Source organism: Micromonospora sp. NPDC049645, from assembly GCF_040675155.1.
Classification (GTDB): Bacteria; Actinomycetota; Actinomycetes; order Mycobacteriales; family Micromonosporaceae; genus Micromonospora.
In genome coordinates this window covers 17,093-31,595 of the sequence record NZ_JBFAOI010000013.1, presented here as the reverse complement: position 1 = coordinate 31,595, position 14,503 = coordinate 17,093, and the positions used below count along the sequence as shown (strand labels likewise).

The following is a 14,503-nucleotide window of genomic DNA, read 5'->3' as shown; positions in this document are numbered from 1 at the left end:
CTGCCCGTCGTGGATGCCCGCCATGGGCCGCCGGGTCAATGCCGGTGGGTTGGGGCCACCGGACGGGCCGCTACCCTGGTAGCCCGAGGGGAAGGGGCACCAAGAGGGTGGCTAGGACCTACAACGTCGTGACGTACGGCTGCCAGATGAACGTGCACGATTCTGAGCGAATCTCCGGCCTGCTCGAACAGGCCGGCTACGTGCGTGCGGTGCCGACCGACGACACCCCGGACATCGTCGTCTTCAACACCTGCGCGGTGCGGGAGAACGCGGACAACCGGCTCTACGGCAACCTCGGTCGCCTGCGCCCGGTGAAGGACAAGCACCCCGGGATGCAGATCGCGGTCGGCGGCTGCCTCGCCCAGAAGGACCGGGGCGACATCGTCCGCAAGGCGCCCTGGGTGGACGTGGTCTTCGGCACCCACAACATCGGCGCGCTGCCGGTGCTGCTGGAGCGGGCCCGGCACAACGCCGCCGCCGAGGTGGAGATCCTGGAGTCCCTCGACGTCTTCCCGTCCACGCTGCCCACCCGCCGCGAGTCCACCTACGCCGGCTGGGTGTCGATCTCGGTGGGCTGCAACAACACCTGCACGTTCTGCATCGTGCCGGCGCTGCGCGGCAAGGAGAAGGACCGGCGTCCCGGCGACATCCTCTCCGAGGTACGCGCCCTGGTGGACGAGGGCGTGCTGGAGGTGACCCTGCTCGGGCAGAACGTCAACTCCTACGGTGTGGCGTTCGGCGACGCCGGCGAGCCGGACTGGAAGCGCAGTGGTGGCCGGTCCGCTTTCGCCGAGCTGCTGCGGGCCTGCGGCGACATCGACGGGTTGGAGCGGGTCCGGTTCACCAGCCCGCACCCCAAGGACTTCACCGACGACGTGATCGCCGCGATGGCCGAGACGCCGAACGTCTGCCACTCGCTGCACATGCCGTTGCAGTCCGGCTCCGACGACGTGCTCCGGGCCATGCGCCGGTCCTACCGCTCCGAACGCTACCTGGGGATCATCGAGAAGGTCCGGGCGGCGATGCCGGACGCGGCGATCACGACCGACATCATCGTCGGCTTCCCCGGTGAGACCGAGGCCGACTTCCAGCGCACCCTCGACGTGGTCCGCGAGGCCCGGTTCTCCTCGGCCTTCACGTTCCAGTACTCGAAGCGCCCCGGCACCCCCGCCGCGACCATGGACGGCCAGCTGCCCAAGCAGGTCGTGCAGGAGCGCTACGAGCGGCTGGTCGCCTGCGTCGAGGAGATCACCTGGGCGGAGAACAAGCGCCTCGTCGGGGAGACCGTCGAGGTGCTGGTCGCGGTCGGCGAGGGGCGCAAGGACGAGCGCACCGGCCGGATGTCCGGTCGGGCCCGCGACGGTCGACTTGTGCACTTCGCGACCGGGACGCCCGGCGGGGAGTCGCTGGCCGGTCAGATCCGACCCGGGGACATCGTGCACACCACGATCACGTACGCCGCACCGCACCACCTGAACGCCGACGGAGCGCCGGTGGCGCACCGGCGCACCCGGGCCGGCGACGCGGCCGAGGCGGGCCGCTCCCCGCGTACCCCCGGGGTGTTGCTCGGCCTGCCGACGATCGGCGCACCGCCGGTCGCGCCCGCCCCCGTCGCTGGCTGCGCCACCCACTGACCGCGCGGAAGGGCCCCTGGACGAGGGGCCCTTCCGTGGAGGACCGGGTCAGACGGTGATCCGGCCGGCGCCGGCGCCCGCCGTCACGATCGACTTGACGTTGCTCGCGGTGTCCAGTTGGTAGGAGTACGGGATGCCGGCCACGCTGCCGCCGGCCTGGCCGGTGGGCGAGTTGACGAAGTGGTTGTTGCGGGCGACCAGGCTGCCCGGCCCCGAGTCTCCCTCGCCGAGGTGGTACGGGTCGTCGACGTCCTCGAAGTAGTTGCCCTCGACGAGCACGCCGGCGTTCTCGGTGGACGCGACGCCGTAGCCGCCGTTGGCCCGGTAGTAGTTGTTGTACACGTGTACCGGGTTGCCGAAGCGCACCCGGGGGTTGCGCTGGTTGCTGCCGTCGAACCAGTTGTGGTGGTAGCTCACCCGCAGGTGACCGACGTCCTGGCTGGCGTTGTCGTCGCTGTGGCCGAGCAACATGGTCTTGTCGTGATTGAAGACCCGGTTCCAGGAGACGGTGACGAAGTCCGAGCCGCGTTTGATGTCGACGGCTCCGTCGTACCCGTTGCTGAAGCTGTTGTGGTCGATCCAGATGTTGGTGGCCGACTCCTGCACGTTGATCGCGTCGTCGTTCCAGTTGCGGAAGGTCAGGTTGCGGATGATCACGTTGCGGTCACCGCTGATGTTGAGTCCGCAGCCGACGATGGTCGCCCCGTAGTTGCCGATGATGGTCTTGTTGGATCGGACCCGCAGCATCCCCGAGCAGGTGATGGTCCCGGTCACCCTGATCACCGCGGCGCCGGTGGCGTTCAGCGCGCTGGTCAGGCCCGAGGCGTTGCTGACGGTGGTCGTGCCGGCGTTGCCGCCGCCGGTGGTCCCGCCGTTCTGGGTGGCCCAGCCGACCAGAGTCGACGGCGGCTGGGTGCTGGGCGGGGGAGTGCTCGACGGTGGCGGGGTGGTGGGCGGCGGCGTGGTCGGGGTGGTGCTGCCCGTGCAGGCGACGTTGTTCAGGGTGAAGCTGGTCGGCGTCGGGTTGCTGGAGTTGTTCCAGCTCGCGTTGAAGCCGAACGTGGCGCCGCCGTTGGTCGCCAGGTTGCCGTTGTAGTCGACGTTGGTGGCGGAGACCTGGCCTCCGCTCTGCGAGACGTTGGCGCCCCACGCCTGGTTGACCTGCTGACCGGCCCCGTACGACCAGCGCAGGGTCCACCCGGAGACCGGGTCGCCCAGGTTGGTGACGGTGACGTTGCCGGTGAAGCCCCCCGACCACTGGCTGGCGACCGAGTAGGCCACCTGGCAGCCGGCGGCGGCCTGGGCGGACACGGAGGTCAGCAACCCGGCGGTGACGAGGGTGGCGGTGGCTGCGGCGGTGGTGGCGATCAGCGTCGTACGACGCCGTCCTGTGCGCATGCTGCTTCCTTTCGATGAGGCGGACGGAGGTGTCGCGACGCCCATGCCCGTGGGCGGCGATTCTCGGCCGGGACCAGTGGTCCTCGGGCCCGCCAGTGCAGGTTCGTGAAGGAAAGCGGCTCCCGCGCGCGCCGACCGATGAAGAGGCAAGCGCTTTCCCGATGTAAGCATAGAAGCATCTGGATGTAAATGGCCGGGACGATCGGCGCGCACCGCACCGACCGTCCCGGCGGCTCAGCAGCTGGTGCCGTTGAGCTTCACCGTCCCCGGCGCGCTGGCCGTGCCGTTGGCGGTGAAGCCCACGGTGACCGACCCGCCCGCCGGCAGCGACGGGGCGTGCCCCGGAGCGGCGGCGGTGACCGTCGTGCCGGACTGGCTGACGGTGGCGTTCCAGCCACTGCCCAGCGTCACCCCGGACGGCCAGCTCCAGGTGACCGACCACGGGTTCACCGCGCCCGAGCCGGTGTTCTTCACGGTCAACTCGCCCTGGAAGCCTCCCTGCCAGGCGTTGACCTGCCGGTAGCTGGCGGTGCAGGCACCGGTCGGCGGATCGGTCGGCCCACCGGTCGGCGGCCCGCTGGTGCCGCCACCACCGGTCGGCGCGATCAGGTACGGCTGGAGGATCGCCTGCTTGGCGGTGTTGATGTTGGTCCAGTCGTCCAGGGCGATGCCGCCGGTGTCACCCGAGTTGGGGTTCCACGACCAGTAGGTGAAGGACATCCCGGTCACCCCGGTCCCGGTGTACGCCATCAGCTTCTCCAACCACACCTTGTCCTTCGGGTCGACCAGGGTGCTGCCGAACTCGCCCATCATGATCGGCGCGATGTTCTGCTTGTAGAGGTAACCCCAGTACTTGTCCCAGATCGCCGGCATGTTCGCCGGGTAGTCCGGGGCGTCGAACCAGGTCTGCCGGTACACCGAGGTGGCGTACTCGTGCGGCGAGTAGACGAGCCGGTTCGCCACGTTCAGCCGTACCGGGAACTGGCCCGCCTTCGACAGATTGCCACCCCACCAGCCGCAGTCCTCGTCGTTGCTCGGGTCGTTGTCCCACACGTTGGAGAGGCCACCACTGGGGCAGCTCACCCCCTCCACGAAGATCAACCAGTTGGGCTGTACGCCGAGGATGGCGTTCCCGGCCCGCTCGGCGGCGAGCCGCCAGTCCCGGGTGGTGTCGCCGCAGCCCCAGCACGCGCCGGTGGCCGCCGGGTTGGTGCCCTCCGCGTGCGGCTCGTTGTGCAGGTCGGCGCCGATCACGGTGGGGTTGCCCGCGTACCGCTGGGCGAGCATCTTCCAGTCGTTGATCCAGGTCGCCTCGGAGACCGTCGAGGTGTACCAGAGTGCCGACTGCCCGGCCGCCGTCGGCCGGTGCCGGTCCAGGATGATCCGCATGCCCTTGCTGCCGGCGTAGTCGATCACCTTGTCCAGGATCTGCAACGGCGACAACCCGATCAGGTCCGGGTTGACGAAGTCGTTGATCCCACTGGCGGTCGCGCCCGACTTCAGGGCGTCGTTCGAATACGGCACCCGCAACGTGTTGTAGCCCAGCCGGGCCATCGTGTCGAGCTGCCCCTTCCACGGGTTGCTCGACCACAGCCCGTGGAAGGTCTTGTTGTCGGTCTCCATGCCGAACCAGTTGATGCCGGTCAACCGGACCGTGGCGCCGGTGCTGTCCACGATCTGGTTGCCACTGGTGTGCAGATAACCGGTACCGGTGCCAGCGGCCACGGCCGGGCTGGTACTGACGGTCGCGGCGAGGAACACGCCGGCCGCGACGGTGGCGAGCGCGGTCAGCGCGCCGCCGATAGCTTTGGGACGGAACATTCGAGCTCCACTTCGGAGGTCCGACGCCGTCCGGAAACGACGCCGGCGGTCGGCCGTCCGCACATCACGGTCCCTCAAGGGGTACGCGGACAGTGCGCGACGGCCCAGGTCACGCGGACGTGGTCACTCGCGGAAGCGCACCGGCGACCCTCGACGGCGGTTGTTCCGCCCTCGTCGCCCTCGTCCCGGTGGCCCTACCTGACTCCGTCGCTCATTCTGATCAGCCCACGTCACTGCGTCAACCTGCCTGCCTGCCGCCCCGCTCGCCCGTCCTGGCCGCTCGTGCCGCTCGCCCGTCCAGGCCGCTCGTGCCGCTCGCCCGTCCTGGCCGCTCGCTTGCGCCGTGCCTCCCGCGCCGCTCGCTCGCGCCGTGCCGCCACCCCCATGATCACGCTCGAACATGGATGTAGTGGCATCCCGGCGTTTCGTGAGCACTACATCCTGGATCGAGCATGATCTTGACCTCCGCTGGCGTCTCCAACCCCGCTTTCGGCCCTGAAACAGGGCGCTCGTCGTCAAGATCCGCGCAATATCGGGGATGTTGCTGTCTCCCGCGCGTCGGAGGCAGCAACATCAGGGAACTTGCGTAGATCTTGGTGCGTAGATCTTGGTGCGGGGTGCGGGGTGCGGGGTGCGGGGTGCGGGGTGCGGGCGCGGGGCGCGCGGGTGCCGGACACGCGGGAGCCCCCGGTCCCGCGAGGGACCGGGGGCTCCGGACGATGTCAGCTCAGCCAGCCTGCTCGGCGAGTTGGAGGAACTGCCGCTTGGAGGCGAGGGCCTGCTCAGCCTCCTTGATCCGGCGTGCGTCCCCGGCGCTCTGCGCCCGGGCCAGCCGGTCCTCGGCCTCCGCCACCTGCGCCCGCATCTGGGCGAGCAGCGGGTTGTCCTCCTTGGTGGTGCGGCGCCACGCCGAGTCCATCACGTCACGGACCTTGTCGTCGATGACGCGCAGTCGGCGCTCCAGCCCGGCGGCCGCCTCGCGGGGCACCCGGCCGGCCTCGTGCCACTGGGCCTGGATCTCCCGCAACTTGGCCTGGGCGCCCTTCGGGTCGGCGTCGATGTCCAACGCCTCGGCCTCGGCGAGCAGAGCCTGCTTGCGTTCCAGGTTGCCGCGCTGCTCGTTGTCCCGGGCGGAGAAGACCTCACTGCGCCGGCTGAAGAACGCGTCCTGGGCACCCCGGAACCGTTCCCAGAGCTTCTGCTCGGCTTCCTTGGAGGCGCGCGGGGCGGCCTTCCACTGGGTCATCAGGTCCTTGAGCTGGTTGGCGGTGGCGGCCCAGTCGGTGGATTCCTGAAGCTTCTCCGCTTCGGCGACCAGCTCCTCCTTGACCGTCTGCGCCTGCTTGCGCTGCGAGTCGAGGGAGGCGAAGTGGGCGCCGCGACGACGGGTGAAGCCGTCCCGGGCGGCGGCGAAGCGCTTCCACAGCTCACCGTCGGCTTTCTTGTCGACCCCGCGGATGGTCTTCCACTCGTCGAGGATCTCCTTGAGCCGGTCCCCGGCGGTCTTCCACCCGGTGGATTCGGCGGCCAGCTTCTCGGCTTCCTCCACCAGCGCGGTCTTGCGGGCCAGGGCCTCGCCACGTGCGGCGTCCCGGGCGGCGCGTGCTTCGCCGGCCTTCTCCTCGGCGAGGGTCGCCAGCTTGTCCAGCCGGGCGGTCAGCGCGTCGATGTCGCCGACCACGTTGGCCTCGGGCAGCGTGGCGCGGATCCGCCGGATCGTGCTCAACGAGTGCCCGGCGTCCGCCGCACCCGACTTGAGCCGTGCCTCGGTCAGATCCACCTCGGTCACCAGGTCGGCGAAGCGACGTGCGAAGTGTGCCAGGCCCTCCTCCGGTGCTCCCGCCTGCCAGGATCCGACCACCCGCTCGCCCTCGGTGGTCTTGACGTACACGGTGCCGTCCGCGTCCACCCGTCCGAAGGCAGTCCAGTCGCTCATGTGCCCATCCTCGTTCTCCCGGCGTCGAGGGATCAATCCCCCGTCGCCGCCACGGCGCAGCCAAGTTGCTTCCGGCATTGTCACAGGTCCAACCCGGTCCGCGTCGAGCGCCTATCGCCGACCGTGACCATACGGTGTCCTAGGGCCGAATGACCGGATCGGCTCGGAGACGCACCGGGGATTCCCGCTACGGTGAACGGGTGCCACTGGTCGCCGCCGCCGTCTGCCCGCATCCGCCCCTGCTCGTGCCCGAGGTGGCCGGCTCCGCGGCCCCGGAGCTGGACGAGCTGAGGGCGGCCTGTGACACCGCCGTACGCCGGCTGCTGGCCACCGATTCGGACATCCTGGTGCTGCTGGGCACCGGCCCGGTGACCGGCCCGATCCGCACCCCGGCCACCGGTTCCCTCCAGCCCTGGGGCGTCGACCTGGACGTGCCGCTGGCCCCGGGTCAGCCGGATCGGGGTGCGGTGCTGCCGTTGAGCCTGACCATCGGGGCGTGGCTGCTGGCCCGCCACGACACGGCCCCACCGGTGACCGCCGTGCAGGTGGCCGCCGACGCCGGCCCGGCCGAGCTGTCCGCGCTCGCCGACGAGGTCGACGCCGCGGCTGAGCGGGTGGCGTTGCTGGTGCTCGGGGACGGGTCGGCCTGCCGGGGAGAGAAGTCCCCCGGGTACGACGATGCGCGTGCCCTCCCGTACGACAGGGGGGTTGCCGCGGCGCTGGCCGACGCGGACCTGGACGTCCTGCTCGATCTCGACCCGGTGGTGTCGACGGAGCTGAAGGCCGCCGGTCGCGCCCCCTGGCAGGTGCTGGCCGGCGCGGCCCGGGCGGCCGGCGGGGAATGGCGCGGCGAGTTGCTGCATGACAGCGCCCCCTACGGCGTGGCCTACTTCGTGGCGTCCTGGGAGCGCGGGTGAGCAGCGGCACGGTCGTCGCGGTGGTCGGCCCGACCGCGGCCGGGAAGTCGGCGCTGAGCATCGCGTTGGCGCACGCCCTGGACGGGGAGGTGGTGAACGCCGACTCGATGCAGCTCTACCGGGGCATGGACATCGGCACCGCCAAGCTGACCGTCGCCGAGCGGGGCGGGGTGCCGCACCACCTGCTCGACATCTGGGAGGTCACCGAGCCGGCGAGCGTCGCGGAGTACCAGCGGTTGGCCCGCGCGGCGGTGGACGACATCCTGTCCCGGGGGCGGGTGCCGCTGCTGGTCGGCGGCTCCGGGTTGTACGTGCGGGCGGTGTTGGAGCGTTTCGAGTTCCCGGGCACCGACGCGGTGTTGCGGGAGCGGCTGGAACGGGAGTTGGCCGAGGTCGGCCCGGCCCCGCTGCACGCGCGGCTGCGCGCCGCCGACCCGGTGGCCGCCGAGAGCATCCTGCCCGGCAACGGTCGGCGGATCGTGCGGGCCCTGGAGGTGATCGAGCTCACCGGGGCGCCGTTCACCGCCTCGCTGCCGCAGCCCACGCCGTACTACCCGTCGGTGCAGCTCGGCGTGGACCTGGACACCGGGCTGCTGGACGAGCGGGTCGCGCTGCGGGTCGACCGGATGTGGGCCGACGGTCTGGTGGGGGAGACCCGTGGGCTGCTGGGTCGAGGGCTGGCGCAGGGGCGGACGGCGAGCCGGGCTCTCGGCTATCAGCAGGTGTTGCGCCTGCTCGCGGGTGAGTTGACCGAGTCGCAGGCGCACGAGGAGACGGTCCGGGCCACCCGGCGTTTCGTCCGCCGGCAGCGGTCCTGGTTCCGGCGTGACCCGCGGATCCGGTGGTTGGACTCGTCGGCGCCGGACCTGATCGGGGCCGCCCTGCGCCTGCTGCCGGCCGCTGCGCGATGATGGGGACGTGGAGTTCACCAAGGGCCACGGCACCGGCAACGACTTCGTCCTGCTCCCCGACCCGGATGGTCAACTCGACCTGACTCCGGAGTTGGTCGCGGCGCTCTGCGACCGGCGTCGGGGCATCGGCGCGGACGGCGTACTGCGGGTGGTCCGGGCGGCCAAGCATCCGGACGGCGCCGGGCAGGCCGGTACGGCCGAGTGGTTCATGGACTACTGGAACGCCGACGGCTCGTTCGCCGAGATGTGCGGCAACGGCGCCCGGGTCTTCGTGCGCTACCTGCTCGACGCCGGGCTGGCGACGCCCGCCGGCGCGGCGCTGCCGGTGGCCACCCGGGCCGGCGTCGTGCGCGCGCTGGTCGAGGGCGACGCGGTGTCCGTGGAGATGCGCCGACCCCAGGTGTACGACAGTTCCGCCGCCACCCTCGGCGGGCTGACCCTGACCGGTGCGGTGGTGGACGTCGGTAATCCGCACCTGGTCTGCGTCCTACCGGGCGGCGTGGAGCTGTCGGCGCTGGACCTGACCGTCGCGCCCGGGTTCGACCCGGCGGTGTTCCCGAGCGGGGTGAACGTGGAGTTCGTCGTGGCGGATGACCCGGTCGACGGTACTGACGGGCACACCCTGATGCGGGTGTACGAGCGCGGCAGCGCGGAGACCCTGTCCTGCGGCACCGGTGCCTGCGCGGTGGGTGCGGTGGCCCTGCGCGACGCCGGCCGGGATACCGGGGTGGTCGCCGTGGACGTGCCCGGCGGACGGCTGACGGTCACGGTCACCGCCGACTCCTGTTGGCTCTCCGGTCCCGCCGTCCTGGTGGCCACCGGCGAGCTCGACCCGACCGCGCTCCGCCCCTGACGAACGCCTCCACCCCTGTTGATCAGGAGGTTTGCGTCAGATTTCGCGTGGTTCCTGACGCAAACCTCTTGATCAACGGCGTGGCCGGTGGGCGGTTAGCGCGTCAGGGGGTGGCGCTGGCGTTGGCGGCGATCTCGGGGAGGTCGGCCGGGCCGGGGTCGGCGGCCGGGAGAGGGCTGGGGTTGTGCGCGGCGGCGCGGACCGCCGCGGCGACCGCCGGGGCGACCCGGGAGTCGAAGACGCTCGGCACGATCACCGTCGGGTTGATCTTCTCCTCGCCGACCACGTCCGCGATGGCCCGGGCGGCCGCGATGGCCATCTCCTCGGTGAACTCCTCGGCGTGCGCGTCCAACATGCCGCGGAACACCCCGGGGAACGCGAGCACGTTGTTGATCTGGTTCGGCTGGTCCGAGCGGCCGGTGGCGACCACGGCGGCGTGCTTGCGCGCCTCCCGCGGGTCGACCTCCGGGTCCGGGTTCGCGAGGGCGAAGACGATCGAGTCCTTGGCCATTTGGGCGATGTCGTCGCCGGTGAGCAGGTTCGGCGCGCTGACCCCGATGAACACGTCGGCGCCCCGGATCGCCCCGGGCAGGTCACCGGAGTAGTTCTCCTTGTTGGTGTTCTCCGCCAGCCACTGCCACGCCGAGTTGAGCCCGGTCAGCCCGCGGTGCAGGGCGCCCTCCCGGTCGTACGCGATGATGTCGCCGACGCCCTGGCGCAGCAGCAGCTTCATGATCGCGGTGCCGGCCGCGCCGGCTCCGGAGACGACCACCCGGACGTCCTCGAGCCGCTTGCCCACCACCCGCAGCGCGTTGGTCAGCGCGGCCAGCACGCAGATCGCGGTGCCGTGCTGGTCGTCGTGGAAGACCGGGATGTCCAGCGCCTCGCGCAGCCGGGCTTCGATCTCGAAGCAGCGCGGCGCGGCGATGTCCTCCAGGTTGATGCCGCCGTACGCCGGTGCGATCGCCTTGACGATCTGCACGATCTCGTCGGTGTCCTGGGTGTCCAGCACCACCGGCCAGGCGTCCACCCCGCCGAAGCGCTTGAACAGGGCCGCCTTGCCCTCCATCACCGGCAGCGACGCCGCCGGGCCGAGGTTGCCGAGGCCCAGCACCGCTGAGCCGTCACTGACCACCGCGACGGTGTTGCGCTTGATGGTCAGCCGCCGGGCGTCCGCCGGGTTCTCGGCGATCGCCATGCAGACCCGGGCCACCCCCGGGGTGTACGCGCGGGACAGCTCGTCACGGTTGCGCAGCGCGACCTTCGAGGTCACCTCGATCTTGCCGCCGAGGTGCAGCAGGAACGTCCGGTCGGACACCTTGCGCACGTCCACGCCGTCGAGCGCGGTCAGGGCCTCGACCACCTGGTCGGCGTGACCGGCGTCGGCGGTGTCGCAGGTCAGGTCGACGATCACGTGGGTCGGGTCCGAGTCCACCACGTCCAGTGCCGTGACGATCGCCCCGGCCTCGCCGACGGAGGTGGTGAGCCGGCCGATCGAGGAGGCGTCCGCGGTCACGGCGATCCGGATGGTGATCGAAAATCCGGCGCTCGGCAGTCGGGTGATGGCCACGGGATCCCTCCGTAACGGCTGTGCGGCCGGTCGGCCGCCGCCCGCATTTCTACCGGGTTGTCGCGGCCGACCAGCATTCGCCCCCACTTTTGGCGACCTTCACCATGGGCATATAGCAGGTGCGTTCGGCGTTGAGTCATGTCAGGATTACGTTCTACTTATCAAAACGGACAGGAGAACCGCTTGCGAGACCAGGAGAGCTTCGTCCCCGTCGAGGACGAGCTCGACGACGTCACCACCGGCGAGATGGAGCTGTCGGAGCGGCAGTCCCTCCGACGCGTCCCGGGCCTGTCAACCGAGCTCACCGACGTCACCGAGGTGGAATACCGCCAGCTGCGGCTGGAGCGGGTCGTCCTGGTGGGGGTCTGGACCGAAGGCACGGTCACCGACGCGGAAAACTCCCTGACCGAGCTCGCCGCGTTGGCCGAGACCGCCGGCTCGCAGGTGCTCGAAGGGCTCATCCAGCGTCGGACCCGACCCGACCCGGCCACGTACATCGGTCGCGGCAAGGTCGACGACCTCGGCGCGGTGGTGCTCTCCACCGGCGCCGACACGGTCATCTGCGACGGTGAGCTGTCCCCGTCGCAGCTGCGCAACCTGGAGCAGCGCACCAAGGTCAAGGTCGTCGACCGGACGGCGCTGATCCTGGACATCTTCGCCCAGCACGCCAAGAGCAAGGAAGGTAAGGCGCAGGTCGAGCTGGCTCAGCTCGAATACCTGCTGCCCCGGCTGCGCGGTTGGGGTGAGACGCTCTCCCGGCAGACCGGTGGTTCCGGCCGGGGCGGCGGCGCCGGCGGCGGTGTGGGTGTCCGTGGTCCCGGTGAGACCAAGCTGGAGACCGACCGACGGCGCATCCGGCACCGCATCTCCCGGCTGCGTCGCGAGATCAAGAGCATGAAGACGGTACGCGTGACCAAGCGTGCCCGACGCTCCCGCAACGCCGTCCCCGCGGTAGCCATCGCCGGTTACACCAACGCCGGCAAGTCCAGCCTGCTCAACCGCCTGACCGGCGCGGGCGTGCTGGTGGAGAACGCGCTGTTCGCCACGCTGGACCCGACGACCCGGAAGGCCACCGCCTCGGACGGGCGGCTCTACACCCTCTCCGACACGGTCGGCTTCGTCCGGCACCTACCGCACCAGATCGTCGAGGCGTTCCGCTCGACGCTCGAGGAGGTCGCCCAGGCGGATCTGGTGGTGCACGTCGTCGACGGCACCCACCCGGATCCGGAGGAGCAGGTTCGGGCGGTCCACACGGTGCTCGCCGAGGTGAGCGCGGACCGGCTCCCCGAGCTGCTGGTGGTCAACAAGACCGACGCGACCGACGAGGACACTCTGCTGCGGCTCAAGCGGCTCTGGCCGGACGCGATCTTCGTGTCCGCGCACTCCGGGCGGGGCATCGACGAGCTGCGCGCGGCGATCGAGGAGCGGCTGCCGCGCCCGGCCGTGGAGGTCCGGGCCGTGCTGCCGTACGACCGGGGCGACCTGGTGGCCCGGGTGCACCGCACGGGTGAGGTGCTCAGCACGTCGCACCTGGCCGAAGGCACCCTGCTGCACGTCCGCGTCGGTGCGGAGCTGGCGGCGGAGCTGGCGGCGTTCGACGTCGAGCGGCAGGGGCAGGCGGCCGCTAGCCGGTCCTGAGCCGACACGGCGTCATCCAAGCGAAACGCGCGGCATGCGACACTGGCCGAATGCGCCGCGTTGTTTCCTCGGTCACGGTTGCCCTCGGCCTGCTCGGGGCAACCGTGGCGCTCGCCGGAGTCGCCGCAGCGGCTCCCGCTTCCGGGTTGTCCGGGCTGCCCGCCGTCAATCCTGGCCAGAAGCGGTGCACGATCGCCGACGAGCGCCTACGGGAGCTGTCCGGGCTGATCGCCACCAAGAGCGGCTTCATCGTCATCAACGACGGCACCGAGGACCCGGCGCGCAAACGGGTCTTCTTCCTCGACACTAAGTGCAAGATTTCTAAGGAGCCGGTCCGCTACTCGGGGCAGGGCCCGTTCGACACCGAGGATCTCGCCCTGTCCAAGAACGGCGACACCCTCTGGATCGCCGACACCGGTGACAACGCCGACTCCAAGGAGCGCCGCACCCGTGTGGCGCTCTGGTCGATGCCGGTCACCGGCAGCAAGCAGCCGACGCTGCACCGGTTGTCCTACCCGGAGGCCAAGCCGCACGACGCCGAGGCGTTGCTCATCGGCGACGACGGCAAGCCACTGATCATCACCAAGGTGACCAGCGGCAAGGCCGAGATCTACACCCCGTCGGCGGCCCTGAGGAGCGGCGACACCGACCCGGTGCCGATGCGCAAGGTCGGCGACGTCGCGCTGCCGAAGACGCAGACCGAGAACCCGCTCAACACCTTCGGCCGGGTCGCCATCACCGGCGCGTCCCGGGCCCCGGACGGCTCCCGGGTGGTGCTGCGCACCTACGCGGACGCCTTCGAGTTCGACGTCACCGATGGCGACATCGTGGGCGCGCTCACCACCGGCAAGCCACGGGTGACGCCGTTGACCGATCCGTTCGGCGAGGCCATCAGCTACACCTCGGACGGGAAGTCCTTCGTCACCGTCTCCGACGCGACCCGGTTCGCCGAGGACGAGCCGCTCGACATCCTCAGCTACACGCCGTCCAGTACGACCGCCGTGCCGCTGGCCCCGGAGGAGGGCGGCAAGCCGGCCGCCGCCTCGAAATCCTGGATCGACGGGTTGAGCCTCGACGACATCACGTACCTGGTCGGCGCGGTCGGGCTGATCGGCCTGCTGTTGGTCGCCGCCGGCGTCGTCGGCATCGTCCGGGCCCGCAATCGTCCGCCCGCCGCCGACGAGTCCGACCCGTCGGACCCGGACAGCGACCGGTTCGGCCCGCGCTCCGGCCGCGCCGTCGACGGTTCCCCGGCCGATGGCGACCGGCGCGGTGGGGTCTACGGAGGCGGGGCGCCGGCCGGTGGCGCGGTCTACGGCGGTGGTGCGGGTCGTGGTGGCCCGGCCCCGGCGGGTGGTGCCGTGTACGGCGGTGGCGGCCGACCGGCCGTGGCCGACGGTGGCTACGGCGCGCCCCGGCCGGACGGCGGCGGTGCTGGTGTGTACGGCGGCGGACGTCCCCCGGCCGGTGGTGGAGGCCGCCCCCCTGGCGGCGGAGGTCGTCCTCCGGCTGGTGGCGGTCGTCCGCACGGGGGCGGTGGCCGACCGCAGGGCGGAGGCGGTCGTCCCGGCGGCGGCGTGTACGGCGGTGGAGACGGCGGTCAGCCCGGCGCCGGTCGGGCGGAGCCGCCCCGGCGTGGTGGGCAGGAGCCCGACTACCGGGGCCAGCGACCCGGCCGCCGACGTGACGACGACGCGCCCGTCGACCCGTACCGGCAGTATCCCGGGGGCGGTCGCGGCCATCGGGGCGACCGCTACTGATCGGCGCTGAGGTGCTCACCCGCGCTGCACGAAGCGGTGCGGGTGAGCGCTCGTGACACTCACCC

Annotated in this window: 10 protein-coding genes; 6 read left to right on the top strand and 4 right to left on the bottom strand. The window is 71.2% G+C overall.

Features of this window, described 5'->3' with window-relative positions:
- Positions 1-107: 107 nt before the first annotated feature.
- Positions 108-1,634: a tRNA (N6-isopentenyl adenosine(37)-C2)-methylthiotransferase MiaB gene (miaB, locus tag AB0J33_RS24850; protein ID WP_363616413.1), complete on the top strand. Its 1,527-nt coding sequence runs from the start codon at positions 108-110 to the stop codon at positions 1,632-1,634.
- 48 nt (positions 1,635-1,682) lie between these two features.
- Here miaB and AB0J33_RS24845 read toward each other — a convergent pair whose 3' ends face one another.
- From AB0J33_RS24845 to AB0J33_RS24835, 3 genes are all read right to left on the bottom strand, one after another.
- Positions 1,683-3,032, bottom strand: coding sequence for a cellulose binding domain-containing protein (locus AB0J33_RS24845; RefSeq protein WP_363616412.1), 1,350 nt, complete (start codon positions 3,030-3,032; stop codon positions 1,683-1,685).
- A 234-nt stretch (positions 3,033-3,266) separates the two neighbouring features.
- Complete coding sequence (locus tag AB0J33_RS24840; RefSeq protein WP_363616411.1) at positions 3,267-4,853, bottom strand: cellulase family glycosylhydrolase; 1,587 nt, start codon at positions 4,851-4,853, stop codon at positions 3,267-3,269.
- 727 nt (positions 4,854-5,580) lie between these two features.
- The gene (locus AB0J33_RS24835) at positions 5,581-6,789 is read right to left on the bottom strand and encodes a DUF349 domain-containing protein (RefSeq protein ID WP_363616410.1); all 1,209 of its coding nucleotides are present in this window, start codon (positions 6,787-6,789) and stop codon (positions 5,581-5,583) included.
- 200 nt (positions 6,790-6,989) lie between these two features.
- On the opposite strand from AB0J33_RS24835, the gene AB0J33_RS24830 reads away from it, so the two are divergent.
- The 3 genes from AB0J33_RS24830 to dapF are packed head-to-tail and all read left to right on the top strand — an operon-like array spanning position 6,990 to position 9,470.
- A complete protein-coding gene (locus tag AB0J33_RS24830; RefSeq protein ID WP_363616409.1) occupies positions 6,990-7,706 on the top strand; it encodes a hypothetical protein in 717 nt (238 codons plus the stop codon).
- Complete coding sequence (gene miaA, locus AB0J33_RS24825; protein WP_363616615.1) at positions 7,691-8,617, top strand: tRNA (adenosine(37)-N6)-dimethylallyltransferase MiaA; 927 nt, start codon at positions 7,691-7,693, stop codon at positions 8,615-8,617. Before AB0J33_RS24830 ends, miaA begins: the two co-directional genes overlap by 16 nt.
- A 7-nt stretch (positions 8,618-8,624) precedes the next feature.
- Positions 8,625-9,470, top strand: coding sequence for a diaminopimelate epimerase (gene dapF, locus AB0J33_RS24820; RefSeq protein ID WP_363616408.1), 846 nt, complete (start codon positions 8,625-8,627; stop codon positions 9,468-9,470).
- A 103-nt stretch (positions 9,471-9,573) separates the two neighbouring features.
- Here dapF and AB0J33_RS24815 read toward each other — a convergent pair whose 3' ends face one another.
- Positions 9,574-11,040 (bottom strand): NAD-dependent malic enzyme, encoded by a 1,467-nt coding sequence (locus tag AB0J33_RS24815; RefSeq protein WP_363616407.1) that lies wholly within the window; start codon positions 11,038-11,040, stop codon positions 9,574-9,576.
- A 183-nt stretch (positions 11,041-11,223) separates the two neighbouring features.
- Here AB0J33_RS24815 and hflX point away from each other — a divergent pair, with 183 nt between their 5' ends.
- Together hflX and AB0J33_RS24805 are read left to right on the top strand one after the other, a co-directional pair.
- Positions 11,224-12,678, top strand: coding sequence for a GTPase HflX (hflX, locus tag AB0J33_RS24810; RefSeq protein ID WP_363616406.1), 1,455 nt, complete (start codon positions 11,224-11,226; stop codon positions 12,676-12,678).
- Between the two features lie 50 nt (positions 12,679-12,728).
- The gene (locus AB0J33_RS24805) at positions 12,729-14,438 is read left to right on the top strand and encodes a hypothetical protein (protein ID WP_363616405.1); all 1,710 of its coding nucleotides are present in this window, start codon (positions 12,729-12,731) and stop codon (positions 14,436-14,438) included.
- Positions 14,439-14,503: the final 65 nt, after the last annotated feature.